Here is a 24,213-nt window from a genome sequence, read left to right as displayed (position 1 = left end):
AACCCTCACTTCGTGTAGCGCTGCGCCCAGTCCTCGGTGAGCTTGGTCATCCAGCTCGGATGCGGCTCGGGGAGCGTCGGCCCGAGATCGTCCAACGTCGGCAGCGCGGGCGCGGTGGGCAGGTCCGCGAAAGCCGCCTTCGCGTCGGCATCCAGCTTCGCCGGATCGAGCACCGAGAAACTGCCCAGCACACGGATATCCTGCATATGCGCCTGCGTGGCCGGGTCGAGCAGGAAATTCGCGACCAGTTCCGCCCCCGCCTGATGCGCGGCATTATAGGGAATCGCGACGTAGGAGATATTCCCGATCGTGCCGCCTTCAGGCACCCAGACGCGGACCGAAGGCGGCAGAACGCCCTGCTCGATCATCGCAGCCGGCGCGGCGGGATCGAAGAACATCGCGAAATCGACCTCGCCATCGGCCAGCAGTTGCGCCTGCGCGCTCTCATTCTCGGGGAAGGATTTGCCTTCACGCCACATCAGCGGGCGCAGCGCATCATACCACGCCCAGAGCGGCGCGGTTTCCTTGGCATAGGCCTCATCCGTCACGGGCTGCGACAGCGCCGCCGGATCGGGAGCCAGTTCGACCAGCGCCTGCTTGAGGAAGCTCGCCCCCATGAAATTCGACGGGTTGGGGTGGGTGAAGCGGCCCGGATGCGCCTTTGCCCAGTCCAGAAGCCCTGCCATATCCTTCGGCGGATTACTCACCCGCTCCGCATCATAAGCGAAGGCGAATTTCGCGAGCCGCCACGGGCTCTCGTACCCTTCCGTCGGGACGGTGAAATCGGTCGTCGCCGCCGAGCCTTCGGACAGGTCGAGATATTTCGCATTGGGCAGATCGGAAACGAACGGCCCATGCAGCAAGCCCGCCTCTTTCATCGCGAGGAAGTTCGGCCCGTTGATCCAGATAAGGTCCACCGCGCCGCCGTCATCCTTGCCTGCCGCCTTCTCGGCCTGCACGCGCGAGACAGCCTCGGCGGTGTCGGACAGCTTCACCTGCTCGACCGTGACGCCGTATTTCTCCTGCATCTGGTCGGACACCCAATCGATGAACGCGTTGGTACGCGGATCGCCGCCCCAAGCGTTGAAATAGACCGTCTGGCCCTTCGCCTCGGCTTCCGTTTGCGCCCAATCGGCGAAAGCGGGCGCGGCAAGCGGCAGCGCGAGACTCGCGGCAAGAACCGGGGCGGCAAGAAGGTTTCTCATACTCTCTCCGTTCAGGAAAACGCCCGCCAGCCCATCAGCCAGCGGGTCACGGTGGTCACGAAACAGGCGGCGGCGAAGAGGCCCGCGAGGATCGGGAAGGCCTGCGGAAACAGGCAGATCGCCGAGAAGAACAGGATCGTCTCGGCCCCCTCAGTGAGCCCGCCGAGGTAGTAGATGCCTTTGGTCGGATAGGCATCGGTGCTCATCCCGCGCTTGGCGGCGATGGAGGCGAAGGCGAGGAAGCTCGATCCGGTGCCGACGAAGGCCGCGATCAGGATGGTCGCGGCCAGCGCGTTGCGCGCAGGATCGGCCAGCGCGAAGCCCACCGGGATCAGCGCATAGAACAGAAAATCCAGCGCAATATCGAGGAAAGCCCCGCGATCGGTCGGCCCCTTGATCCGCGCGATGGCGCCATCGAGCCCATCCGCGACGCGGTTGATGAGGATCAGCGCCAGCGCCAGCCAATAGGCGTGGAACGCAAGCGCCGGGATCGCCAGCAGGCCCAGTGCGAAGCCCGCCACCGTCACCTGATCGGCGCGGATACCCCGCGCGGCCAGCGCCTCGGCGGGGGGCTGCATCATCGCACGTTGCAGCGGCAGGAGAGCTGCGTCGATCATCCGCGCCTCCATGTCATGAAGCGCTCGGCGATCCGCAGCGTGCGCGGGTTCACATGGGCCTGCCGCCAGCGCCCGGCGGCGTTCTTCGCGGCCTCGGACCAGCTCGGATAGATATGCGGCGTCGAGAGGATCTTGCCCAAGCCCAGCCCGTGCCGCATCGCCAGCGCGAATTCCGCCAGCACCTCGGCCGCGTGCGCCCCGCAAACCGTCGCGCCGAGGATCTTGTCGGAGCCCTCCGCGGTGACGATCCGCACGAAGCCCTGCCCCGCCCCTTCGGCAAGCGCACGGTCGAGATCGCCCAGCGGATAGGTCGTGACCTCGTGATGCACGCCCTCGGCCTCGGCTTCCGCCGCCGTCATGCCCACCCGTGCCAGTTCGGGCGAGGTGAAAACCGCATGCGGGATCGGCGCGGCATGGGCCTTGAAGCGCCAGAACGGCGAGGCCAGCGAATTCGCCGCCGCGATCCAGCCCTGATGACCTGCGGCATTGGTCAGCTGCAACGGCCCTGCCGCATCGCCCGCAGCGTAGATATTGGGCATCAGCGTCTCGAGGTAGTCGTTCGTCTCGATCACCTTGTTCGCCGGAATGCCCAACTCCTCCAGCCCGAAGCCTTCGAGCCGCGCCTTGCGCCCGACCGCGACCAGAAGCGTGTCGAATTCGATCTTCGAGCCGTCCTCCAGTTCCAGCCACTTGCCGCCTTCTTCACCGGAATCGTCACGCCCGAAACGGATCGCCTTCGCACCCAGCTTCAGGTCGACCCCATCGGCGCGCAAGGCTGCCGCGATGGCGTCCGAGGCTTCGACATCCTCACGGATCAACAGCCGCTCCGCCGCCTCGACCACGGTGACGCCCGCGCCCAGCCGCGCCAGCGCCTGCGCGATCTCGCAGCCGATCGGACCGCCGCCGAGGATCACCATCTTCTCGGGCGGCGCAGGCATCGCGGCGAGCGTCTCCCACAGCGTGTCCGAGGTCAGCGGCTCGACCGATCCGATCCCCTCGATCGGCGGGATCACCGGGGCCGCGCCGGTCGCAAGCACCACGCCGCGCGTCGTAAGGCGCTCATCGCCCACGCGCACCGTCCACGGGTCTTCCAGCCGCGCGTGCCCCTCGATCACCTCGACGCCCAAGCCCTCATAGCGCTCCACGGAATCATTCGGCTCGATCTGCGCGATCACCTCGGAAATCCGCTGCGTCACCACGGGCCAATCGACCGAGACATCCGCGCGCACGCCCAGCGCCTCGGAGCCGCGTGCAACGCCCGCAGCCCGTGCCGAGGCGATCAGCGCCTTCGACGGCACGCAGCCGAAATTCAGGCAATCGCCGCCCATCGGGCCTTCCTGCACCAGCGTCACCTTCGCCTTCGCCTGCGCCGCGACATAGGAAGCCACGAGCCCTGCAGCCCCCGCGCCGATCACGATCAGGTTGCGGTCGAACTTGGCCGGACGCTCATAGCCGCGATAGGCCCGCTTGCGTGCCCAGACCCGCAGCGCCGCGCGCGCCACCCACGGAAACACCGCCAGCGCCGCGAAGGCACCCAGCAGCCCCGGCGAGACGATCCCCGACAGGCTGTTCAGATCGCCCAGTTGCGCGCCCGCCGCGACATAGACCGCTGTGCCGGGCAACATGCCGAGCTGCGACACCGCGTAGAATTTCCACGCCTTCATCCGGGTCAGCCCGAATGCGAGGTTGATGACGAAGAACGGCACGACCGGAATCAGCCGCAGCGAGAACAGGTAGAACTCGCCGTCGCGCGCCGCCCCTTTCTCGATCTTCGCCAGCCGCGGGCCAAGCCGTCCGCGCACCCAGTCGCGCATCAGGTAGCGCGCGACCAGAAAGGCCAGCAGCGCCCCGATGGACGACGCGAACGAGATCAGCACAAGCCCCTGCCAGAACCCCAAAAGCGCCGCACCCAGCAGCGTCAACCAGACCGCGAAGGGCAGCGACAGCGCCGTCACCACGACGTAAGTGACGAAGAACCCGATGGGCAGCGCCAGCGGATGCGCATCGCGCCACGCGGCGAGGCTGTCGCGCAGCGCGCGCAGCCGCTCGGGGTCGGGATCGGCCACCAGAAAGGCCGCGATCACCGCCAAAGCGATCAGGCCAAGGAATATCAGAGGTTTGCGCATGGTCCTCCCGTGGGTCACGCCCCAGTGATAGAGGCGATGCGATCTTTCCCCAAGTCGTTTCGCGCGCAGATTTCGTTACGCGCTTTCTCTCGGAGCCGCTATTTGGCACTGTTACGCACAAAACGGAGGCGGGGATGCATTTCATTGCAGTCGATGGCGGAGGCAGCGGGTGCCGGGCGGTGTTTGCCGACGGTTCCGGCCGCGTCATCGGGCGTGGCGAGTCAGGCCCTGCGAATATCGCCTCGGACTATGACGAGGCGCGCCATCACATCTTCACCGCCATCGAAACCGCGATGGGCACTATCGACGCGCGCGAGATTCGCGCGGTGCTCGGGCTGGCGGGGGCGAACCATGCGCCCGCCGCCGAGGCGCTGGCTGCCGACCTGCCGTTTCCGGCCCGCGTCGTGCAGGACGTGACGACCTCGGTGCGCGGTGCGCTGGGGCCCGAGGACGGGATCGTCGCGGCCATCGGCACCGGCTCGTTTTTCGCGCGGCAGCTGGACGGGGAGCAGCATGCCATCGGCGGCTGGGGCTTGCGGCTGGGCGATGAAGGCTCGGGCGCGTGGATCGGCCAGGCGCTCGGGATGCGGGCCGGACGTGCGCTCGACGGGTTCTGTGCGGTGACGCCGCTCCTGCGCGAGTTGCTCGAGGAGATGGATGGGCGCAACGGGCTGATCGCTTTCAGCCTCGACGCGACCCCCGCCGATTGGGCGCGGTTTGCGCCGCGCATCCTGCAATCGACCGACCCCGCCGCGGTGGCCGTGCGCGATGCGGCGCAGGCCGAGATCCGCGCGGCGATTGCGCTGCTGCAGCCCGAAGAGCCGCTTCCGGTGACGTGGCTCGGCGGGCTTGGGCAGGGTCTTGCGCTGGGTGACTGGCCGCAGCGGCCCGCGGAAGGAAACGCGCTGGACGGCGCCTTGGCATTGGCGATGGAGGATGCGTTTTGGACAAGCTGATCCTGACGGGCGCGCGCGTTTTCGACGGCACCGCCTTCCATGAAAACCATGCGATTGTGCTGGAACAGGGTCGAATTTCGGCACTCTGCCCGATCGCGGAGATGCCCGAGGGCGAGGTTGTCGAGTTCCCAGGCGGCACGCTCGCGCCCGGTCTCGTCGATCTGCAGGTGAATGGCGGGGGCGGCGTGATGCTCGACGGGCACGCGACGCTCGAGACGATCTCCACCATCTGCGCCGCGCATGCCGCTCTCGGCGCGACCACGATCCTGCCGACGCTGATCACCGATACCCGCGCCGCGACCCAGACGGTGCTGGCGGCAGGCATCGCCGCCGTGACGCGCGTTCCGGGATTCGGCGGGCTGCATCTGGAAGGCCCGCATCTCGACCCCAAACGCCCCGGCTGCCATCCGCCCGGCTGCATCCGCCCGCTGGACGAGGAAGACATCGAGACGCTGCTGGAGGCAAAAACCGGGCTGCCTGCGCTCATCATGACGCTCTCGCCCGCCAATGCGACGCCCGAGCAGATCGCGCGGCTGTCCGAGGCCGGGATTGTCGTCAGCCTCGGCCATTCCGAGTGCAGCTTTGCCGAGGCGCAGGAGGCCATCGCGGCGGGCGCACGGATGGTCACGCATCTTTTCAACGCGATGAGCCAGCTGGGCAGTCGCGAACCCGGCCTTGTCGGCGCGGCGCTGTCGCAGCCGGTCTCCGCGGGCCTGATCGCGGATGGCATCCATGTGCATCCCGAGACGATCCGGCTGGCGCTGGCGGCGATGCTGCAGGGCGAGGTTTTCCTTGTCTCCGACTCGATGGCCTGCGCCGGGTCCGATCTGATGGAATTCGATCTCGCCGGTCGCCGCATCCTGCGCCGCGACGGGGCGCTGCGGCTGGAGGACGGCACGCTTGCCGGGGCCGATCTGTCTCTGCCGCAGGCCGTGCGCTTCATGATCGAGACAGTTGGCGCATCACCGGAACAGGCGCTTGCGATGGCAACCCGTATCCCGGCCGAGGCGATCGGCGCGCCGGTGGGCCGGATCGCGCCGGGCTTCGCCGGGGATCTGGTGCATTTCGATGACGACTGGCGCCTGACCGAAGTCTGGCAGGGTGGTCAGGCGAAATCCTCCACCGCATAGCCCTGAATGTAGAGCAGCGCGCTCAGATCGCCGAAGTTGATCCGGATGTCGCATTCCGCGGCGACCGAGGGCTTGGCATGCAGCGCGACGCCCGCACCGGCGAGCTTCAGCATCCCCAGATCATTCGCGCCGTCGCCCACCGCCATAACCTGCGCGTGATCTAGTTTCAGCTTTTCCGAAATTTCCAGCAAAGCCTGAACCTTGGCCTCGCGCCCGAGGATCGGCTGTGAGGGCACGCCCGTCAGCTTGCCATCCTCGACCAGCAGCAGGTTCGCGCGGTTCTCGTCAAACCCAAGCGTCTTTGCGACATAGCCGGTGAACGCCGTGAACCCGCCCGAGACCAGCGCGCAATAGGCGCCGTTGGCCTTCATCGTCGCGACCAGATCGTGCCCGCCCGGCATGAAGCTGATGCGCTTTTCGATCACCTCGGAAATCACGCTCTCGGGCAGACCTTTCAGCAGCCCGACCCGCTCGGTCAGCGCGCCCTCGAAATCCAGCTCGCCATTCATCGCCCGCGCGGTGATCTCTTTCACCCGCTCGCCCACACCCGCGACATCGGCCAGCTCGTCGATGCATTCCTGCTGGATCATCGTCGAGTCCATATCGGCCAGCAGCATCTGCTTGCGCCGCCCCTCGGTGGGCTGCACGACCAGATCGACGCCCAGCCCCTGCAGACCCTCCCAGGCCTGCCAACGATTCGACGGCACGCGGTCCACCATGAACTCCGCCGCGACATTCGGGTTGAGCCAACGGGCCGCGCCACCACCCCATGCACCGCAAAGCGCATCCAGCGTGCCTTGATCCAGATTGGCCTCTTTCGGGTCAGCGATCAGCGTGGCGGTAAACATGCGCGCTCCTTGGGGAATGTCGGTTCAAATGTCGTATCCGTGACCTGATGCGGCGCATTAGACCAAAAATTCTCCTTGCACCAGAGCGGGCGCGAGCGTATCTGCGGCGGCGGGACACCCTTCCCCAACGAAGGGCATATATCTGGAAGGATACCAGCAATGGCTATTCAAGCTCCGGCTACGCGGCCGGCAAACCCGCGTTTTTCTTCGGGCCCCTGCACGAAGATCCCCGGTTTCTCCCTCGACATGCTCAATGACGCGCCGCTGGGCCGTTCGCACCGTGCCGCTATCGGCAAGGCGAAGCTGAAAGAGGCGATCGACACCACCCGCGAAATTCTGGGCGTGCCCGCCGATTACCGCATCGGCATCGTGCCCGCCTCCGACACCGGCGCCGTCGAAATGGCGATGTGGTCGCTGTTGGGCGAGCGCAAGGCGACGATGGTCGCTTGGGAAAGCTTCGGCGCGGGCTGGGTGACCGACGTGGTCAAGCAGCTCAAGATCGAGGCCGAGACGAAGACCGCCGACTATGGCGATATCGTCGATTTCTCCACCATCGACTTCAACACCGACGTGGTTTTCACGTGGAACGGCACCACCTCGGGCGTGCGCGTTCCCAATGGCGATGCGATCCCGGCGGACCGTGAAGGCTTGACCATCTGCGACGCGACCTCGGCCGCTTTCGCGATGGACCTGCCGTGGGATAAGCTCGATGTCACCACCTTCTCTTGGCAGAAAGTGCTGGGCGGCGAAGGCGGTCACGGGGTGCTGATCCTGTCGCCCCGCGCGGTCGAACGGCTGGAGAACTACTCCCCCGCCTGGCCGCTGCCGAAGATCTTCCGCATGACCAAGGGCGGCAAGCTGAACGAAGGCATCTTCAAGGGAGAGACGATCAACACCCCCTCGATGCTCTGCGTCGAAGATTACCTCGTGTCGCTGAACTGGGCGAAATCGGTGGGCGGGCTGAAAGGCCTGATCGACCGCGCCGATGCCAACGCGAAAGTCGTGTGGGATTTCTGCGCTGAAAAGCCGTGGATCGCGAACCTCGCCAATGATCCGGCGACCGCGTCGACCACCTCGGTCTGCGTGAAGTTCACCGACGATCGCATCAAGGATGGCGCGGCGTTTGCCAAAGCCGTGGCCAAGCGGCTCGAAGCTGAAGGCGTGGGCCTCGATCTCGGCGCCTATCGCGACGCCCCGGCCGGTCTGCGCATCTGGTGTGGCTCCACCGTCGAGACGGCGGATGTCGAGGCACTGATGCCTTGGGTCGAATACGCCTTCGAGGCCGAGATCGCCGCGCAAGCGTGATCCGTGACAGATTGGCGGGCCTCCGGGCCCGTCCTTTCCCGATATTCTGAAAATTCAAGGAGCCCAGAAAATGGCCCCCAAGGTTCTCGTCTCCGATAAACTCTCGGAAACCGCCGTCCAGATCTTCCGCGACCGTGGCATCGAGGTCGATTTCGAGCCCTCGCTCGGCAAGGACAAGGAAAAGCTCGCCGAGGTGATCGGCAAGTATGACGGTCTCGCCATCCGCTCGGCCACCAAGGTCACGGCGAAACTGCTCGAAAACGCGACCAACCTGAAAGTCGTCGGCCGCGCCGGTATCGGCACCGACAATGTCGACAAGGAAGCCTCGAGCAAGAAAGGCGTGATCGTGATGAACACGCCCTTCGGCAACATGATCACCACCGCCGAGCACGCCATCGCGATGATGTTCGCGGTCGCGCGCCAGATCCCCGAAGCCGATGCCTCGACGCAGGCTGGCAAATGGGAGAAGTCGAAATTCATGGGGGTCGAGCTGACCGCCAAGACCCTCGGCGTGATCGGTGCGGGCAATATCGGTGGCATCGTCTGCGACCGCGCGCGCGGCCTGAAGATGAAGGTCGTGGCCTATGACCCCTTCCTGAGCGAAGAGAAGGCGGCCAACATGGGCGTCGAGAAGGTCGAGCTGGACGAGCTGCTGCGCCGCGCCGACTTCATCACGCTGCACGTGCCGCTGACGGATTCGACCCGCAACATCCTCTCGAAGGAAAACCTGCAGAAAACCAAGCCTGGTGTGCGCATCATCAACTGTGCGCGTGGCGGTCTGGTCGACGAGCAGGCGCTGGCCGATCTCATCAAGTCGGGCCATGTCGCGGGCGCGGCCTTCGACGTCTTCGCCGAGGAACCGGCGACCGATAACGTCCTGTTCGGCCTGCCGAACGTGGTCTGCACGCCGCACCTCGGCGCCTCGACCACCGAAGCTCAGGAAAACGTCGCCCTGCAAGTCGCAGAGCAGATGTCGAACTACCTGCTGGACGGCGCGGTCGAGAATGCGCTCAACATGCCCTCGATGACCGCCGAAGAGGCGAAAGTCATGGGTCCGTGGGTGAAACTCGCGCAGCACCTCGGCGGCTTCATCGGCCAGATGACCGAGGATGCGATCAAGGCGATCAACATCACCTTCGACGGTGTGGCGTCCGAGATGAACCTCAAGGCGCTCGACGCCGCCGTGGTTTCGGGCATCCTGAAAGCCAGCCAGCCGGACGTGAACATGGTCTCCGCCCCGGTCATCGCGAAAGAGCGCGGCATCCAGATCTCGACCACCTCGCAGGACCAGACCGGTATCTTCGAGGGCTACATCAAGGTCACCGTCGTCTCGGAAAGCAAGGAACGCTCGATCGCGGGCACCGTGTTCTCGGATGGCAAGCCGCGCTTCATCCAGATCAAGGGCATCAACATCGACGCCGAAGTGGGCGAGCACATGCTCTATACCACCAATGACGACGTGCCCGGCATCATCGGTAAACTCGGCACGATCCTCGGCGAGAAGGGCGTGAACCTCGCGAACTTCACCCTGGGTCGCTCCAAGCAGGGCGGCGAGGCGATCGCGATTGCCTATGTCGACGAGGCCGTCGGTCAGGACGTGGTCGACGCGCTGAAAACCTCGGGCGGCTTCAAGCAGGTCAAACCGCTGGAATTCGTCCTCGGCTGATCTAGCTGAACGGTTGAATCCGGGCCCTCCGCCGCGCGCGGGGGGCCTTTTCATTGGAAGGGACAGGCATGCGCACCTATGCGATCGGCGACATTCACGGACATCTCGACAAGCTCAAGCGCGCGCATGAGCTGATCGCGGCGGATCGCGCGACATGCGGCGAGACCGAGGCCCCGATCGTGCATGTCGGCGATCTGGTCGATCGCGGACCGGACTCTGCCGGGGTGATCGACTACCTGATGAAAGGTCAGCAAAGCGGCGAGAACTGGGTCGTGCTGCGCGGCAATCACGACCGAATGTTCCTCGGCTTTCTCGAGGATCCCTATACCGAAGACCCGATCCTGAGCGCGGAGGTCTCCTATCTCAACCCGCGCGTGGGCGGCGAGGCAACGCTGGAAAGCTACGGCATCGCGAACGCGTTCTCCCGGCCCCTCGACGAGGTCGCGAAGGAACTATCGGCGATCCCGCAGGCCCATCGCGAGTGGCTCGCGGGACAGCCCGCCTATTTCCCTCGCGGCGAGGCGATCTTCGTTCATGCGGGTATTCGTCCCGGCGTCGCGATGGAGGATCAGGTGGAGGATGACCTTCTGTGGATCCGCAAACCCTTCCTGACCGACAGCCGCGACCACGGGGCGCTGATCGTGCACGGCCATACAAACATCAAGGCGGCCACCCATTACGGTAACCGCCTCAATCTCGATTCCGGCGCGGGCTATGGCCACCCGCTCTCGACAGCAGTCATCGAAGGCCGCGACGCGTGGTTACTCACGCCCGAGGGCCGGGCCGAACTGCCGCGCGGCTGAGCGTTACCGCGGCTCGAAATAGTCGAGCGGGATTTTCAGGTAAGACCGCCCGTCCCCCTCGGCCTCGGGCTTGCGCCCGCCGCGGATATTCACCTGCAACGCAGCCAGCATCAGTTTCGGCAGCGGCAGGGTCGCATCACGCTCTTCACGCGTCTTGATGTACTCCTCGCGGGTGATGCCGTCCTTGACGTGCTTGTTGTGCTGGCGGTGATCGGCCACGGTCGCGCCGGTCTGCGGCTCCTTGCCCTCGCCGGGATAGTCGTGCCCGATGAACAGCCGCGTCTCGGCGGGCAGATCGAGGATCGCCCGGATCGAATCCCACAGCTCGGCCGCAGAGCCGCCCGGAAAATCCGCCCGGCTCGTGCCGCTTTCGGGCTGCATCAGCGTATCATGCACGAAGGCTGCATCGCCCACGACATAGGTGATCGAGGCCAGCGTGTGCCCGGTCGAGAGCATCACCTTCACGTCGAGATTGCCGATCTTGAACGTCTCGCCCTCGGTGAACAGGTGATCCCATTGCCGCCCGTCCTGCGGCAGATCGGGCGTGTTGTAGATCTCGGCCCAGAGGCTTTGCACCTTGCGCACGCGCTCGCCGATGCCGCGCTTGGCGCCCAGTTTCTCGGCCAGCCAGACGGCGGAGGAAAAGTGGTCGGCATGGGGATGCGTATCGAGCACCCACTCCACGTCGATCCCCTCGGCCTTGACGTAATCGAGGATATTCTCGGCATTGCCCAGCGTCGTGGCGCCCGCCTGATGGTCGTAATCCCAGACCGGATCGACCACGGCGCCCTTCATCGTATCGGGGTCGTGAAAGACGTATTGCCAGCTTCCGGTGGGTTTATCCCAGAACCCTTTGACGATCGGGTTGGCACTCATGTTCGGCCTCCTAGTCATATTCGTTTTCCAGAATGTGTCCCCTTGACCGAGAGTTTCAACCCACCGCCCGGCCAAATGACGTCTCGTCATAACCGCTTGGCCCTGCTGGCGCGGGGTCAGCCCATTCGCTACCCTCGCGCCGACCCAAACATTGGAGGCTACCCATGACCGGTATCGTCATTCTCTCCGGCACCCGCACGCCTATCGGCACGTTCGGCGGCACGCTGTCCGGCTTCGCGCCGATCGACCTCGCCACCCATGTCTCGAAAGAGGCGATCTCGCGGGCGGGCGTGTCGGCGGACAAGATCGGTCAGGTGGTCTTCGGCCATATCATCAACACCGAACCGCGCGACATGTATCTCAGCCGCGTGGCGGCGGTGAATGCAGGCGTCCCCGTCGGCACGCCCGCGATGAACGTGAACCGCCTTTGCGGCTCCGGCGTGCAGGCAGTCGTCTCGGCGGCGCAGATGCTGATGATGGGCGATGCCGATTTCGCACTCGCCGGCGGCGCCGAGGTGATGAGCAAATCGCCCTATATCCTGCCCGCTGCCCGCTTCGGCCAGAAGATGGGCGACGCGAAGATGCTCGACATGATGACCGGCGCGCTGTCGTGCCCCTTCGGCACCGGCCATATGGGCGTGACCGCCGAGAACGTGGCCGCCGAGTGTTCGATCTCGCGCGAAGAGCAGGACGCCTTCGCGATGGAAAGCCAGGAGCGCGCGGCGAAAGCGATCTCCGAGGGTCACTTCAAGGAAGAGATCGCCCCCGTCGAGATCACCACGCGCAAGGGCACGACCGTCTTCGACACCGACGAGCACCCGAAACAGACGAGCCTTGAGAAGCTCGGCTCGCTCAAGCCGGTCTTCCAGAAGGACGGCTCGGTCACGGCGGGAAACGCCTCGGGCATCAATGACGGTGCGGCGGCACTGGTTCTGGCCCGCGAAGAGGCCGCGAAAGAGGCGGGCCTGACCCCGCGCGCCAAGATCACCGGCTACGCCATCGCGGGCGTGCGCCCCGAGGTTATGGGCCTCGGGCCGATCCCCGCCGTGCGCGCGCTGCTGGAAAAGACCGGCATGCAGGCCTCCGATTTCGACTGGATCGAAAGCAACGAAGCCTTTGCCTCGCAGGCGCTGGCCGTCTCGCGCGAGCTGGGTCTGGATGCGTCGAAGGTGAACCCCGATGGCGGTGCGATCGCGCTTGGTCACCCGGTTGGCGCCACCGGCGCGATCCTGATCGTGAAGGCGCTGCACGCGCTGGAGCGCACCGGCGGCAAGCACGGCCTCGTCACCATGTGCATCGGTGGCGGCCAGGGCATCGCGCTCTCGATCGAGCGTCTCTGAAACCCGATCTTTGAGGGTCAAGCGAGCGGGCAATCCATAGCAATTTAGGGATTTTCCCGCCCGCCCCTCATCGCGGTTAACCCGCCTTTCACGCAGCACTGCAACTCTGCCTCCCGGACCATACGGGGGGCTTTGCCGCGTCCATGCACAAAGCGATCGCAGAGAAACTGGCACAGGAACGCCGCGGACGGCTCGCGGCGGAGAAGCTGTTGGAGCAGAAGCGCCAGGAGCTTTTCGCCGCCAACCAGAAGCTGGCCCACCACGCGCGCATGCTCTCCGATCAGGTGGTGGAGCAGCGCGAGGGCCTCGCCCGTGCGCTCAGCGAACGCGAAACCCTGCTGGGCGAGAACAGCCGCGTGCGCAACGATCTCGAACGGGCGAATTCGCTCGCCCAGATCGCGCAGGCCCGGCTGTGGCATGCGGTCAATTCGATCTCGGACGGTTTCGCAGTATTCGACAGCGACCTGCGCCTCGTCGCCGCCAACGAACTGTTTCTGGCCTTCTTCGAAGGGGAAATCGCGATCGGTCCCGGCGTCTCCTATGACGAGGTGACGCGCATCGCGGCAGAAAGCGGCTTCTTCGATCTGCAGGGGCGCGACCCGCTCGATTGGCATTTCGAGATGTGCGAACGCATCCGCCGCACCGACATCCCCCCGATGGAGCTGCGCACGCAGGATGGCCGCTGGTTCCGGCTCAACGACACATGGGGCGCACAGGGCGATCTCGTCACCTTCGCGCAGGACATCACCGGCGCCGTCGCGCGCGAGATCGAACTGCGCGAAGCCCGCGACCGGGCGGAGGCGGCGAACCGCGCGAAATCCGCCTTCCTCGCCAATATGAGCCACGAGATCCGCACCCCGATGAACGGCGTCGTCGGCATGGCGGACCTGCTGGCCGAGACCGATCTGACCGAGGAACAGCGCCTCTTCGCCGAGACCATCCGGTCGTCGGGCGAGGCGCTTCTGACCATCATCAACGACGTGCTGGATTACTCGAAGATCGAGGCGGAGCGGATGCGGCTCTACCCCGAACCCTTCGATCTCGAACGCTGCCTGCACGAGGTCATGGTGCTGTTGCAGCCCTCCGCCAAGGATCGCGAGGTGAAGCTGCTGGTGGATTACGACCTGTTCCTGCCCACCCGCTTCGAGGCCGATCCCGGCCGAATGCGGCAGATTCTGACCAACCTTCTGGGCAATGCGGTGAAATTCACCGATGCCGGTCACGTCCTCGCCCGCGTCGTGGGGGTCGAACGCGAGGCCGGTCACTACGAGCTGCACATCACCGTCGAAGACACCGGCATCGGCATCGCGCCCGAGCTGCTCGATCACGTCTTCGGCGAGTTCAATCAGGTCGAGGCCGAGAGTAATCGCAAATTCGAAGGCACAGGCCTCGGCCTCGCGATCACCCGCCAACTGGTGGAGCTGATGGGCGGCGAGGTCTGGGTGGACAGCGCGCTTGGCGAAGGCTCGTGTTTCGGCCTAAAGGTGGTGCTGCCCCGCGCCGAACCGGTCGAGCCGATCGACGCCCCCTCCCCGCCGATAACGCTGCGCGCGGCGCTGGTCGTCGATGATCTTCTGGTCAATCGCGTCATTCTGGAGCGGCAGTTACAGACCTACGGGCTGGAGGTCACGCTTTGCCGCTCGGGCGAGGAAGCGTTGCAGGTGATCGAGGATGGCAGCGCCTTCGACGTGATCCTGACCGATCACCAAATGCCCGCGCTCGACGGGGTCGCGCTGGCGCAGAGGCTTCGGGCGGATGGCGGTGACGTGCCGATCCTGCTGCTCAGTTCCGACCCCGTGGCTGCAAAGGCCGCGATGGGTGAGGGTATCACCGGCTGTCTGCAAAAACCGGTGCTGCGCTCAGAACTGTTCCGCGCATTGCAGGACCTGTCGCGGGCGGCCGATGCCACGCCTGATCCGCCGCCCCCCGGCCCGCCACCAGAGCTGACCGAGCGGCGCGCGATGCGCGTTCTCGCCGCCGAGGATAACCGCACCAATCAGCTGGTCTTTTCCAAGATGGTGAAGGATCTCGATATCGATCTGCGCTTCGCCAATAACGGCCATGAGGCGGTCGCGCTGTGGCGCAGCTTCCAGCCCGATCTGATCTTCATGGACATCTCGATGCCCGGCATGGACGGGCGCGAGGCGGCGCGCAAAATCCGGGCCGCGGAAGGCGCCGCGCATGTGCCGATCTGCGCGCTGACCGCCCATGCGATGGAGGGCGACAGCGAGGGCATCCTTGCCGCCGGGATCGATCATTACCTGACCAAGCCACTGAAAAAACGTGAGATTACCGAACGCATCCTGTCGGACCGTCCCGCAGATGCGCGCCCGCCTGCGATCGACCAACCCGCCTAGCGGTAGTCGGCCAGCACCGCTAGAAACGCCTCGGCAAAACGGTCGAGCTTCGCCTCGGGCAGGTTCGAAATCCGGGCAAGCTCATCGCGCGAGCGCGGCTTCGTCTCGGCGATCTTGCGGATCGTCGAGGCCGAGCAGGAGAGCGGGCGATCATAGCCATCCGCGCCGCGTTCCAAACCCCGCTGCGCGTCGGCCAGACGGTCGTAAATCTCCCCCTCGGTCGAGCCTGCCAGCTTGCGCCGCAGCGGGTGCATCTCTTCCACCGCGCCCGCGATCACCTCCAGAAACTCCGTGCCGTAGCTTTCCAGCTTCTTCGCACCGACACCGCTGATCCCGGCCATCTCGTCGAGCGTTCCGGGGCGTTTCTCGGCCATCTCGATCAGGGTTCGGTCGGTGAAAACGACATAGGCGGGCACGCCCTGCGCCTCGGCCAGCGCGCGCCGCTTCGCCTTCAGCGCCGAGAGAAGCGGCGCGTCGTCGTCGCTCACCAGCGTCCGCACGACATGCTTGGTCTTCGCCTTCGCCACCAGATCGCGGCGCAGCGTGATCGACTGCTCGCCGCGCAGGATCGGATGGGCGGTCTGCGTCATCACCAGCGCGCCGTGCCGCGACGCGTTGGGCCGGATCAGGTCGTGCCCCATCATCTGCCGGAACACCGCCTGCCATTGCGGACGGCTCAGATCGCGCCCGACCCCGTAGGTCGGCAGCTTGTCATGACCCCATTGCTTGATCTTGTCGGTCTGCGAGCCCAGCAGAATCTCGATCAGATGCCCCGCGCCGAACCGTTCCTCGGAACGCAGCGCCGCCGACAGCGCCTTGCGCACCGCCTCGGTGCCGTCGAAGACCTCGGGCGGCGTATCGCACAGGTCGCAATGCCCGCAGGGCGCGGCCTCTTCGCCGAAATAGCGCAGCAGCTTCACCCGGCGGCATTCGGTCGCCTCGGCGAGCCCCAGCAGCGCGTTCAGGCGTCCGTGATCGGCCTCCTTGCGCTCGGGCGGGGCGAGCCCCTCGTCGATCTGGGACCGGCGCAGCTTGATGTCGTCGGGCCCGTAAAGCGTCAGCGTCTCGGCAGCGGCGCCATCGCGCCCGGCGCGGCCGATCTCCTGATAATAGGCCTCAATGCTTTTCGGCAGATCGGCATGGGCGACCCAGCGGATATCGGGCTTGTCCACGCCCATCCCGAAGGCCACCGTCGCGACCACGATCAGCCCGTCTTCCTGCTGAAAACGGGTCTCCACTGCGCGACGGTCATCGGCCTCCATCCCGCCGTGATAGTGACAGGCCAGATGCCCGGCCTCGCTCAGCGCCTTGGCTAACGCCTCGGTCTTCGCCCGCGTGCCGCAATAGACGATGCCCGACTGCCCTTTGCGCGCCGAGGCGAAGCGCAGAATCTGTTGGCGCGGCTGATCCTTGGGCGAGAACGCCAGATGAATATTCGGCCGGTCGAAGCCGCGCAGGAAGCTCTCGGGAGGCTGCCCGTCGAACAGGCGCGTGACGATCTCGGTCCGGGTTTCTTCGTCGGCGGTCGCGGTGAAGGCCGCGAGCGGCACGCCAAGGCTGCGGCGCAGCTCACCGATACGCAGGTAGTCGGGGCGGAAATCATGCCCCCACTGGCTGACGCAATGCGCCTCGTCCACCGCGATCAGGCTGACGCCTGCGCGCTTCAGCAGATGCTGCGCCCCGCCCGAGGCCAGACGCTCCGGCGCCATGTAGAGAAGCTTCAGCCGCCCTTCGTCGATCGCGGTGAAAACCTCTTCGGTCTCCTCCTCGGTATTGCCCGAGGTCAGCGCGCCCGCCTCGACACCCGCCTGCCGTAGCGCGCGGACCTGATCGCGCATCAGGGCGATCAGCGGCGAGATCACCACCGTCACGCCCTCGCGCGCCAGCGCAGGCAATTGATAACACAGGGATTTCCCGCCGCCCGTCGGCATGATCGCCAGCACGTTCTGGCCGTCGATCACCGCGCGCACGATCTCTTCCTGACCGGGCCGGAAGGCGTCGAACCCCCAGACCCGCGCCAGTAGCTCTGCGGGTGCCTCGGCTGCCGCAGCCGCTGGCATCAGAAGCTGTTGCCGTAGAAGAAGGCCGCGTTGTTGAACAGCGCCTGACGGATGATGATCAGGATGATGAAGGCCACCAGCGGCGCCAGATCGAGCCCGCCCGTGTCGGGCAGGAAGCGCCGGATGCGCCCGTAGATCGGCTCCAGCAGGTTATTCAGACCGAACCAGATTTGCGCCACCAAGGGTTGGCGCAGGTTCAGCACCTGAAAATTGATAAGCCAGCTCATGATGATATGGGCGATCATGACGAACCAGATGACGTTCAGGATCAGCACCAGGGCCTGAAAGAGCGTGACCATCGAAACCTCCGCTTTGGATCGCAAAGACAGGTAAGCGACGCGCCGCGGCATTGCAACCGCAGGCTGGCGCGCATTTTCCGTAACGTCTCTCTTGACCGCCCCGCTGCGGCGCAGCACCTCTGGGCGCATGTATCCCGTTATCCGCATGGCCAAAGAGATCGTGAAGTTCCGCAACGCCCCGGCGTTGCCGATCACGGGCACCCATGTCAGCCAGCATATCTGCTGGCCGTGGGACATCGACCTGTGGATGGAGCTCAACAACGGGCGCACGCTGACGCTTTTTGATCTGGGGCGGATCCCGCTCGCGATCCGTACCGGGCTCTGGAATGCGCTCAAGCGCAACAAATGGGGCATCGTGGTCGCCGGTAACACCACGCGCTATCGCCGCCGGGTGCAGGCGTTTCAGAAATTCGAGATGCGCTCGCGTTGCCTCGGCTGGGACGATCGCTGGATCTGGCTCGAGCATGCGATGTTCACGAAGGACGGAGATTGCACCTCGCATGTGCTGATCCGCGGCGCGGTGACCTCCAAGAAAGGTATGATCCCGCCCGCGCAGGTTCTGGCCGAGATGGGGCAGGACGCGACTTCGCCGCAGCTTCCCGAATTCGTGACCGCCTGGGCCGAAGCCGATCACAAGCGCCCCTGGCCGCCGCAGATGTAACACTGCCGCCAGCGCGGCATGGCTAACCCGTCGAAACCCTTGCCAGATCGTCCCTTTTCGGGCTTGATCGCCGCAATTAATGGCGCGGCGGGGAGAGGGCGACATGATCACGGCGAAGAAACGCATCTGGGGCTGGTGGTTCTTCGACTGGGCGAGCCAACCCTATAACACGCTGCTGGTCACCTTCATCTTCGCTCCCTTCGTGAAAGACCTGATGGGCTCGGGCACGGCGGCGCAGACCGTCTGGGGCTATGGCGTCGGCATCGCCGGGATCCTGATCGCGCTCGGCTCGCCCTTCCTCGGCGCGGTCGCGGACCGCTCGGGACGGCGGATGCCGTTCATCTGGGTCTTCTCGGTGATGTATGTGCTGGGCGCATGGGGCCTGTGGTACGCGGTGCCGGGCGATTTCAAGCTGATGGCGATCATGATCAGCTTCGCCATCGGCATGATCGGCATGGAATTCGCGACCACCTTCACCAATGCGATCCTGCCTGACCTCGGGCCCCGCGAGGAAATCGGGCGCATCTCCGGCTCGGGATGGGCGTTCGGCTATATCGGCGGGATGATCACGCTGTTCATCATGCTTCTGCTGCTGCAGGCGAGCCCGACGACCGGCAAGACGATGCTGGGGATCGACCCGCTCTTCGGTCTCGACGTCGCCACGCGCGAGGATACCCGTGCGGTCGGGCCGCTCACCGCAATCTGGTATGCGGTCTTCATGATCCCCTTCTTCTTCTGGGTGCGCGAGCCGCGCAAACCCGACGCGCTGCCCATCGGCACGGCACTGCGCGGCGCTTGGCCCGAACTGCGCGCGACGCTGAAGGCGCTGCCGCGCCGGCGCTCGCTGACCTCGTTCCTGCTCAGCTCGATGTTCTACCGCGACGCGCTCAACGGCATCTACACCTTCGGCGGGCTCTATGCGGCGGGCGTGTTGAACTGGTCGATCACGCTGATCGGCCTGTTCGGCATCCTCGGCACGATCACCGGGGCGACCTTCGCATGGCTCGGCGGCAAGGCCGATGACCGCTGGGGGCCGCGCACGGTCATCATCACCTCGCTTGTGATCCTGACGCTGGTCGTGATCGGCATCGTGATGATCTCGCGCGAAAGCGTCTTCGGCATGGCCGTCACCCCCGACAGCAAACTGCCCGACATCGCCTTCATGGTGCTGGGCGGGATGATCGGGGCCTGCGGCGGGGCGCTGCAATCGGCCTCGCGCACGATGATGGTGCGTCAGGCCGACCCGGAAAAGATCACCGAGCATTTCGGCCTCTACGCGCTTTCGGGCAAGGCCACCGCCTTCATCGCCCCGCTCGCCATCGGGATCACGACGCAGATAAGCGGAAATCAGTCGACGGGCATCACACCGATCATCGTTCTTTTGCTTTTGGGGCTGGTCCTGCTAGGATTCGTGAGAAGTCACGGAGACCCTGCGCCCGAAGGACCCCCCACATCATGATCGCGAAATTTCTCGTCGCCGCTCTTTCTTTCAGCCTTATTTCTGCGCCCACATTCGCCGAACCGCTCGCCCGCCAACTTTTCGGCTCCAAGGCGAACGCTTCGGCGCAGGCGCCTTCGGCCATCGGGTTTTACTCGCGCGGCTGCGCCGCAGGCCTGCAGCGCATGCCCGAGAGCGGACCGACCTGGCAGGCGATGCGCCTGTCGCGCAACCGCAACTGGGGCCAACCCGCGATGCTGACCTACCTGCAGGACCTGTCGCGCTATGCCGCGTCGCTGCCGGGGTGGAACGGGCTCTATATCGGTGACATTTCCCAGCCGCGCGGCGGTCCGATGACCGGCGGCCATGCGAGCCACCAGATCGGGCTGGATGCAGATATCTGGATGCTGCCCGCGACGAACCTGAATCTCAGCCGCACCCAGCGGGAGAAAATCTCCTCGATTTCGGTGCGCACCGCCGATCAGCGCCACACCAATTCCAACTGGACGCCGCAGCATCTCGCGCTGATGCGCCACGCCGCTGCCGATCCGCGCGTCGACCGTATCTTCGTGGCCGCCGCCGTGAAGATCGCGATGTGCAACACGGTGCCGCGCAACGATCGCGCATGGCTGCAGAAGATCCGTCCGATGTATGGCCACAACACGCATTTCCACGTCCGCCTGAAATGCCCGCCCGGTGCGCGCTATTGCGAGACGCAGAAACCGACCGTGGCGCAGCTCTCGAAGGGAGGCGATGGCTGTGACGACACGCTGAACTGGTGGGTGACCGATTACCTCAACCCGCCGAAGACCGCGGCCAAGCCCAAGCCGAAAGGGCCGCCGAAGAAAAACGCGAAAACCTACGTCATGTCGGACCTGCCCAACCAATGCCGCGCCGTTCTTACCTCGCGCTGATTGCAGGTGCGGGGCTGGCCATTCTCGGAGGGCTCGCGCCCGCCGGGCCGCATCCTCGCGCGCAATTCCTGCAAAGCTATCACTGGACCATGCCGGGCGTGTTCGTCTTCGGCGGGTTTTCAGGGCTTGAGCTGGGGCCGGACGGAGGCGATTTCGTCACCCAGTCGGACCGCACGACCATCTGGCGCGGGCATCTCGATCGCGACGCAGCTGGCCAGATCAAGGACGTGAGGGTCACCCAAGGGCCGAACTGGCTGCACAGCTCCAAGGGCGCGGCGCTGACCCGTCATCTGGGTGACAGCGAAGGCTTGGCGCTGGCCCCGGACGGCTCTGTCTATATCTCCTTCGAGGGGCTCGCGCGGGTGTCGCATTTCCCGACCGATGGCGGTCCGGCCGAATTGCTGCCGCGCCCGGATGCCTTTGCGAAGATGCAGAACAACTCCTCGCTCGAGGCGCTGGCGATCGACGATCAGGGCACGCTCTACACGATGCCCGAACGCTCGGGCGCGAAAGACAGGCCCTACCCGGTCTGGCGCTATCGCGACGGGAAATGGGATCAACCCTTCGCCATCCCGCGCTCCGAGAACTGGCTGCCGGTCGGTGCGGATTTCGGCCCCGATGGCCGCTTCTACCTGCTGGAGCGCGACTTCTGGGGGCTACTGGGCTTTCGGACGCGCGTTCAGGTCTTCGACATCAACGGCGACTCGATCTCGGGCGGCGAGGTTCTTCTGGAAACCGGCGCCGGGCGTCACGACAATCTCGAAGGCCTCGCGGTCTGGCGCGACGACAGCGGCGCGATCCGTCTGACGATGATTTCCGACGATAATTTCCGGTTCCTGCAGCGCACCGAGATCGTGGAATACGTCCTGCCTGAGACGCGCCGCACCGCCAAAAAGGATTGACGCAACGCGTTCGAGCGCGTATCGCGCGCCCTTGCCCGGAGGGTTCCGGGCCATGTCTCCGCTACCATGTAAAAACGGTTGAACATCATGACCCGCTATATTCCTGGCATCATTGCCATGGCCATCATCGTCGTGGCCTCGAACATCCTGGTGCAATTCCTCGTCGGCGACTGGCTGACCTGGGGCGCCTTCACCTACCCCTTCGCCTTCCTCGTCAATGACGTGATGAACCGCGTCTACGGCCCGGGCGCCGCGCGCCGCGTGGTCGCCGCCGGCTTCGTCGTGGGCGTGATCTGCTCGCTCATCGGCAGCCAGATCATGCTGCAGGGCGACGGCTACACCTATCCCGCCGTCACGCTGCGCATCGCGCTCGGCTCCGGCGCGGCCTTCCTCGTGGCGCAGATGACCGACATCTTCGTCTTCGACAAGCTGCGCGACGGCGTGTGGTGGCGTGCCCCCGCGATCTCGACCCTGATTGGCGCTTCGCTCGATACGCTGATCTTCTTCTCGATCGCCTTCTCGAGCGCGCTGATCTTCCTCGAGCCGTCGAATGACGTGTCCTGGGCGAACGAAACCCTGCCCCTGTTGGGCTTCGGGCCGACGGTGCCGCTCTGGGTGTCGCTGGCCACCGCAGACTGGCTTGTAAAACTTGCCCTGACTTTGATCGCACTGCTGCCTTTCAAGGCACTTGTTACGAAACTTTCTCCAAGACTTGCGTAATTTTTCTTGCCACACACAAAATCTGTGGCACGCTGTGGATAACGGCAACGCATGAAAGGAGGTGGTCCAGTGTCTAGAGTGATAGTGGAGAGAGGTGTCGGGACAGTGAGGGGGGCCGTGGCCTGAGGGCAAACCCTGGGGCAAAGAACCCTGACTGGGACGGCTGGATCCTTCGGACCCTAACCGGACCATCTCCGTAGATCTCGGAGGGCCATCTCGAACAGAGATGGCCCTTTTCGTGGGGCGTTCCTTAGCAAAAAGGAGCGCCCTTCGTCATTGACGTCGATCATCGACTCGGCCTCATTTCGCGCCCAACCTTCCTATGCGTCAACTTGTGTGGGAGGACACTATGCGCTTCACTTACCTCATCGCTGCGGCCTGTCTCGCCGCGACCCCGGCCATCGCTCAGGACGGCGATGTCGGCAAAGCTCTCTACGGCCAGTATTGCGCCAGTTGTCATGGCGACGATGGCACGGGCACCGGGCCGATGGCCGAATATCTGAACGTGAAACCCGCCGATCTGACCGGCCTTGCCGCCGCGAATGATGGCGAGTTCCCGATGCTCAAGGCGATCCACATCATCGACGGACGCACGGGCGTGCGGGCGCATGGCGGGCCGATGCCGGTCTTCGGCGATGTCTTCATGGAACAGGGCGGACACGGTGCGCCGTATTACACCGACGTTCTGGCCACCCGCGGGCGCGTCCTTTCACTCGCGACATATCTCGAGTCGCTTCAGAAATAGGCGATAAGACGTTCACGATAGCACCGGTCTCGCGGGGTGATCTCGACTCCGCGAGCCGGATATGGTTTGCAGGAAACCGGGCGTCAGAGCCTTATTGGACGACATATCACCGGGAATGCAGATTGATGAGCGATATTGACGCGTTGAGCTTCGAAGAGGCGATGAAGGCTCTCGAGGAAGTCGTGGGCAAACTGGAACATGGCGACGTGCCCCTGGACGAGTCGATCAAACTCTATGAGCGCGGCGCCAAGCTGAAAGAGCATTGCGCCAAGCTTCTGAAAGAGGCCGAGGCGCGCGTGGAGAAAATCACGCTCAATGCCGACGGCGCTCCGAAAGGCACGACCCCCGCCGAAGGTCTGTAAATGTTCGCGCCCCGCTTGAAAGAGGTGCAGACGACCGTTCAGGTCGCGCTCGATGCCGCTGTGGCGCGCCAGCCCGAGGGGCCGCTGCGCGCCCCGATGCATTACGCGCTGCAGGGCGGCAAACGCCTGCGCGCCTTCCTCGCAATCGAAAGCGCCGCGATCTTCGGCATCCCGGAGGCGCAGGCGATGCCCGCCGCCGCCGCGGTCGAGGCGCTGCACGCCTATAGCCTCGTGCATGACGACCTGCCCTGCATGGATGACGACGATCTGCGCCGCGGCCAGCCGACGATCCACGTGAAATGGGACGAGGCCACCGCCGTGCTGACCGGCGACGTGTTGCAGACGCTTGCGTTTGAGCTTTGCGCCGACCCCGTCCTCGGCCCGGCAGAGCGGCGCATCGCGCTGAGCCTCGCGCTTGCGAAAGCCTCCGGCGCGGCTGGGATGGGCCACGGTCAGGCGCTCGACATCGCGGCGGAAAGTGCCACCGATCCGCTCTCGCTCAGCCAGATCACCGCGCTGCAGGCGGGCAAGACCGGGGCGCTGATCTCATTCGCCTCGCGCACCGGCGCGATCCTCGCGGGCGAGGACGAGGGCCCCCTCAGCGATTTCGCCGATGCGGTCGGTCTGGCCTTTCAAATTCACGATGACATCCTAGATGTGACGGGTTGCGAAAAGGCCGCCGGGAAACGGGTCGGCAAGGATGCCGAGGCCGGAAAAGCCACCTTCGTTTCGCTGCTCGGCCTCGCCGGTGCGCGGCTTCGGGAGGGCGAGCTGATCGAGCAAGCCATAGACGCGCTTTCGCCTTACGGCGAGGAAGCGGAAAACTTGCGGGCCGCTGCGCGTTTCGTTATCTCCCGCGAGATGTAGCGCGCCTGGGGGGCAG

At 65.3% G+C, this 24,213-nt stretch carries 22 protein-coding genes; 15 read left to right on the top strand and 7 right to left on the bottom strand.

Annotated elements, in window-relative coordinates:
* Nucleotides 1–5 precede the first annotated feature (5 nt).
* The 3 genes from BMI89_RS09710 to BMI89_RS09700 are packed head-to-tail and all read right to left on the bottom strand — an operon-like array spanning nt 6 to nt 3,948.
* On the bottom strand, nt 6–1,205 hold the full coding sequence (locus tag BMI89_RS09710; RefSeq protein WP_078570762.1) for an ABC transporter substrate-binding protein: 1,200 nt from the start codon (nt 1,203–1,205) through the stop codon (nt 6–8).
* An 11-nt stretch (nt 1,206–1,216) separates the two neighbouring features.
* Nucleotides 1,217–1,822 carry a CDP-alcohol phosphatidyltransferase family protein gene (locus tag BMI89_RS09705; protein ID WP_078570761.1) on the bottom strand — a complete coding sequence of 202 codons (606 nt, stop codon included), beginning with the start codon at nt 1,820–1,822 and terminating at the stop codon, nt 1,217–1,219.
* A complete protein-coding gene (locus BMI89_RS09700) occupies nt 1,819–3,948 on the bottom strand; it encodes a bifunctional TVP38/TMEM64 family protein/FAD-dependent oxidoreductase (RefSeq protein WP_078570760.1) in 2,130 nt (709 codons plus the stop codon). The genes BMI89_RS09705 and BMI89_RS09700 overlap by 4 nt, the downstream gene beginning before the upstream one ends.
* Nucleotides 3,949–4,082: 134 nt before the next feature.
* Between BMI89_RS09700 and BMI89_RS09695 the strand changes: the two genes are divergently transcribed.
* Nucleotides 4,083–4,904: a BadF/BadG/BcrA/BcrD ATPase family protein gene (locus BMI89_RS09695; protein ID WP_078570759.1), complete on the top strand. Its 822-nt coding sequence runs from the start codon at nt 4,083–4,085 to the stop codon at nt 4,902–4,904.
* On the top strand, nt 4,892–6,034 hold the full coding sequence (gene nagA / locus BMI89_RS09690; RefSeq protein WP_078570758.1) for an N-acetylglucosamine-6-phosphate deacetylase: 1,143 nt from the start codon (nt 4,892–4,894) through the stop codon (nt 6,032–6,034). The genes BMI89_RS09695 and nagA overlap by 13 nt, the downstream gene beginning before the upstream one ends.
* Here nagA and serB read toward each other — a convergent pair.
* The gene (gene serB / locus BMI89_RS09685; RefSeq protein WP_078570757.1) at nt 6,010–6,882 is read right to left on the bottom strand and encodes a phosphoserine phosphatase SerB; all 873 of its coding nucleotides are present in this window, start codon (nt 6,880–6,882) and stop codon (nt 6,010–6,012) included. The two genes, nagA and serB, sit on opposite strands and share 25 nt — an antisense overlap.
* 159 nt (nt 6,883–7,041) lie before the next feature.
* On the opposite strand from serB, the gene BMI89_RS09680 reads away from it, so the two are divergent.
* The 3 genes from BMI89_RS09680 to BMI89_RS09670 all read left to right on the top strand — a co-directional run bounded on the left by BMI89_RS09680 (nt 7,042) and on the right by BMI89_RS09670 (nt 10,656).
* The gene (locus tag BMI89_RS09680) at nt 7,042–8,187 is read left to right on the top strand and encodes a phosphoserine transaminase (RefSeq protein ID WP_078570756.1); all 1,146 of its coding nucleotides are present in this window, start codon (nt 7,042–7,044) and stop codon (nt 8,185–8,187) included.
* Between the two features lie 70 nt (nt 8,188–8,257).
* Nucleotides 8,258–9,853: a phosphoglycerate dehydrogenase gene (gene serA / locus BMI89_RS09675; RefSeq protein ID WP_078550874.1), complete on the top strand. Its 1,596-nt coding sequence runs from the start codon at nt 8,258–8,260 to the stop codon at nt 9,851–9,853.
* A gap of 68 nt (nt 9,854–9,921) precedes the next feature.
* A complete protein-coding gene (locus tag BMI89_RS09670) occupies nt 9,922–10,656 on the top strand; it encodes a metallophosphoesterase family protein (RefSeq protein ID WP_078570755.1) in 735 nt (244 codons plus the stop codon).
* Nucleotides 10,657–10,659: 3 nt separating this feature from the next.
* Here the strand turns inward: BMI89_RS09670 and BMI89_RS09665 are convergent, their stop codons facing one another.
* Nucleotides 10,660–11,532 (bottom strand): MBL fold metallo-hydrolase, encoded by an 873-nt coding sequence (locus tag BMI89_RS09665; RefSeq protein WP_078570754.1) that lies wholly within the window; start codon nt 11,530–11,532, stop codon nt 10,660–10,662.
* A gap of 164 nt (nt 11,533–11,696) precedes the next feature.
* On the opposite strand from BMI89_RS09665, the gene BMI89_RS09660 reads away from it, so the two are divergent.
* Nucleotides 11,697–12,872: an acetyl-CoA C-acyltransferase family protein gene (locus BMI89_RS09660; protein WP_078570753.1), complete on the top strand. Its 1,176-nt coding sequence runs from the start codon at nt 11,697–11,699 to the stop codon at nt 12,870–12,872.
* A gap of 143 nt (nt 12,873–13,015) precedes the next feature.
* The gene (locus tag BMI89_RS09655; RefSeq protein WP_078570752.1) at nt 13,016–15,229 is read left to right on the top strand and encodes a response regulator; all 2,214 of its coding nucleotides are present in this window, start codon (nt 13,016–13,018) and stop codon (nt 15,227–15,229) included.
* On the opposite strand, the gene recQ is transcribed toward BMI89_RS09655, so the two are convergent.
* Nucleotides 15,226–17,289, bottom strand: a complete 2,064-nt coding sequence (recQ, locus tag BMI89_RS09650) for a DNA helicase RecQ (RefSeq protein ID WP_078570751.1) — start codon at nt 17,287–17,289, stop codon at nt 15,226–15,228. The genes BMI89_RS09655 and recQ overlap by 4 nt on opposite strands.
* The gene (locus BMI89_RS09645; protein WP_075775346.1) at nt 17,289–17,588 is read right to left on the bottom strand and encodes a YggT family protein; all 300 of its coding nucleotides are present in this window, start codon (nt 17,586–17,588) and stop codon (nt 17,289–17,291) included. The genes recQ and BMI89_RS09645 overlap by 1 nt, the downstream gene beginning before the upstream one ends.
* 127 nt (nt 17,589–17,715) lie before the next feature.
* Between BMI89_RS09645 and BMI89_RS09640 the strand changes: the two genes are divergently transcribed.
* From BMI89_RS09640 to BMI89_RS09605, 8 genes are all read left to right on the top strand, one after another.
* The gene (locus BMI89_RS09640) at nt 17,716–18,249 is read left to right on the top strand and encodes an acyl-CoA thioesterase (RefSeq protein WP_078570750.1); all 534 of its coding nucleotides are present in this window, start codon (nt 17,716–17,718) and stop codon (nt 18,247–18,249) included.
* Between the two features lie 103 nt (nt 18,250–18,352).
* Nucleotides 18,353–19,708, top strand: coding sequence for an MFS transporter (locus BMI89_RS09635; RefSeq protein WP_078570749.1), 1,356 nt, complete (start codon nt 18,353–18,355; stop codon nt 19,706–19,708).
* A complete protein-coding gene (gene mepA, locus BMI89_RS09630; protein ID WP_078550882.1) occupies nt 19,705–20,601 on the top strand; it encodes a penicillin-insensitive murein endopeptidase in 897 nt (298 codons plus the stop codon). The genes BMI89_RS09635 and mepA overlap by 4 nt, the downstream gene beginning before the upstream one ends.
* On the top strand, nt 20,574–21,503 hold the full coding sequence (locus BMI89_RS09625) for an esterase-like activity of phytase family protein (protein WP_078570748.1): 930 nt from the start codon (nt 20,574–20,576) through the stop codon (nt 21,501–21,503). Before mepA ends, BMI89_RS09625 begins: the two co-directional genes overlap by 28 nt.
* Nucleotides 21,504–21,590: 87 nt before the next feature.
* Nucleotides 21,591–22,223 carry a queuosine precursor transporter gene (locus tag BMI89_RS09620; RefSeq protein WP_078570843.1) on the top strand — a complete coding sequence of 211 codons (633 nt, stop codon included), beginning with the start codon at nt 21,591–21,593 and terminating at the stop codon, nt 22,221–22,223.
* A 349-nt stretch (nt 22,224–22,572) separates the two neighbouring features.
* Nucleotides 22,573–22,968 carry a c-type cytochrome gene (locus BMI89_RS09615; RefSeq protein ID WP_078522294.1) on the top strand — a complete coding sequence of 132 codons (396 nt, stop codon included), beginning with the start codon at nt 22,573–22,575 and terminating at the stop codon, nt 22,966–22,968.
* Between the two features lie 125 nt (nt 22,969–23,093).
* Complete coding sequence (locus BMI89_RS09610) at nt 23,094–23,330, top strand: exodeoxyribonuclease VII small subunit (RefSeq protein ID WP_078522293.1); 237 nt, start codon at nt 23,094–23,096, stop codon at nt 23,328–23,330.
* Complete coding sequence (locus tag BMI89_RS09605) at nt 23,331–24,197, top strand: polyprenyl synthetase family protein (protein WP_078570747.1); 867 nt, start codon at nt 23,331–23,333, stop codon at nt 24,195–24,197. It abuts the gene before it with no gap.
* The last annotated feature ends 16 nt before the right edge of the window (nt 24,198–24,213 follow it).

The organism is Thioclava sp. F36-7 (assembly GCF_002020075.1).
Classification (GTDB): domain Bacteria; phylum Pseudomonadota; class Alphaproteobacteria; order Rhodobacterales; family Rhodobacteraceae; genus Thioclava; species Thioclava sediminum.
The sequence above is the reverse complement of the archived record's forward strand: the minus strand, read 5'-3'. Positions and strand labels throughout refer to the sequence as shown.

Excerpts from the sequence above, each read along its gene's own strand:
- BMI89_RS09710 (WP_078570762.1), bottom strand. The coding sequence starts at position 1,205 with ATGAGAAACCTTCTTGCCGCCCCGGTTCTTGCCGCGAGTCTCGCGCTG.
- BMI89_RS09705 (WP_078570761.1), bottom strand. The coding sequence starts at position 1,822 with ATGATCGACGCAGCTCTCCTGCCGCTGCAACGTGCGATGATGCAGCCC.
- BMI89_RS09700 (WP_078570760.1), bottom strand. The coding sequence starts at position 3,948 with ATGCGCAAACCTCTGATATTCCTTGGCCTGATCGCTTTGGCGGTGATC.
- BMI89_RS09695 (WP_078570759.1), top strand. The coding sequence starts at position 4,083 with ATGCATTTCATTGCAGTCGATGGCGGAGGCAGCGGGTGCCGGGCGGTG.
- serB (WP_078570757.1), bottom strand. The coding sequence starts at position 6,882 with ATGTTTACCGCCACGCTGATCGCTGACCCGAAAGAGGCCAATCTGGAT.
- BMI89_RS09680 (WP_078570756.1), top strand. The coding sequence starts at position 7,042 with ATGGCTATTCAAGCTCCGGCTACGCGGCCGGCAAACCCGCGTTTTTCT.
- serA (WP_078550874.1), top strand. The coding sequence starts at position 8,258 with ATGGCCCCCAAGGTTCTCGTCTCCGATAAACTCTCGGAAACCGCCGTC.
- BMI89_RS09670 (WP_078570755.1), top strand. The coding sequence starts at position 9,922 with ATGCGCACCTATGCGATCGGCGACATTCACGGACATCTCGACAAGCTC.
- BMI89_RS09665 (WP_078570754.1), bottom strand. The coding sequence starts at position 11,532 with ATGAGTGCCAACCCGATCGTCAAAGGGTTCTGGGATAAACCCACCGGA.
- BMI89_RS09660 (WP_078570753.1), top strand. The coding sequence starts at position 11,697 with ATGACCGGTATCGTCATTCTCTCCGGCACCCGCACGCCTATCGGCACG.
- BMI89_RS09655 (WP_078570752.1), top strand. The coding sequence starts at position 13,016 with ATGCACAAAGCGATCGCAGAGAAACTGGCACAGGAACGCCGCGGACGG.
- recQ (WP_078570751.1), bottom strand. The coding sequence starts at position 17,289 with ATGCCAGCGGCTGCGGCAGCCGAGGCACCCGCAGAGCTACTGGCGCGG.
- BMI89_RS09645 (WP_075775346.1), bottom strand. The coding sequence starts at position 17,588 with ATGGTCACGCTCTTTCAGGCCCTGGTGCTGATCCTGAACGTCATCTGG.
- BMI89_RS09640 (WP_078570750.1), top strand. The coding sequence starts at position 17,716 with ATGTATCCCGTTATCCGCATGGCCAAAGAGATCGTGAAGTTCCGCAAC.
- BMI89_RS09635 (WP_078570749.1), top strand. The coding sequence starts at position 18,353 with ATGATCACGGCGAAGAAACGCATCTGGGGCTGGTGGTTCTTCGACTGG.
- mepA (WP_078550882.1), top strand. The coding sequence starts at position 19,705 with ATGATCGCGAAATTTCTCGTCGCCGCTCTTTCTTTCAGCCTTATTTCT.
- BMI89_RS09625 (WP_078570748.1), top strand. The coding sequence starts at position 20,574 with ATGCCGCGCCGTTCTTACCTCGCGCTGATTGCAGGTGCGGGGCTGGCC.
- BMI89_RS09620 (WP_078570843.1), top strand. The coding sequence starts at position 21,591 with ATGACCCGCTATATTCCTGGCATCATTGCCATGGCCATCATCGTCGTG.
- BMI89_RS09615 (WP_078522294.1), top strand. The coding sequence starts at position 22,573 with ATGCGCTTCACTTACCTCATCGCTGCGGCCTGTCTCGCCGCGACCCCG.
- BMI89_RS09610 (WP_078522293.1), top strand. The coding sequence starts at position 23,094 with ATGAGCGATATTGACGCGTTGAGCTTCGAAGAGGCGATGAAGGCTCTC.
- BMI89_RS09605 (WP_078570747.1), top strand. The coding sequence starts at position 23,331 with ATGTTCGCGCCCCGCTTGAAAGAGGTGCAGACGACCGTTCAGGTCGCG.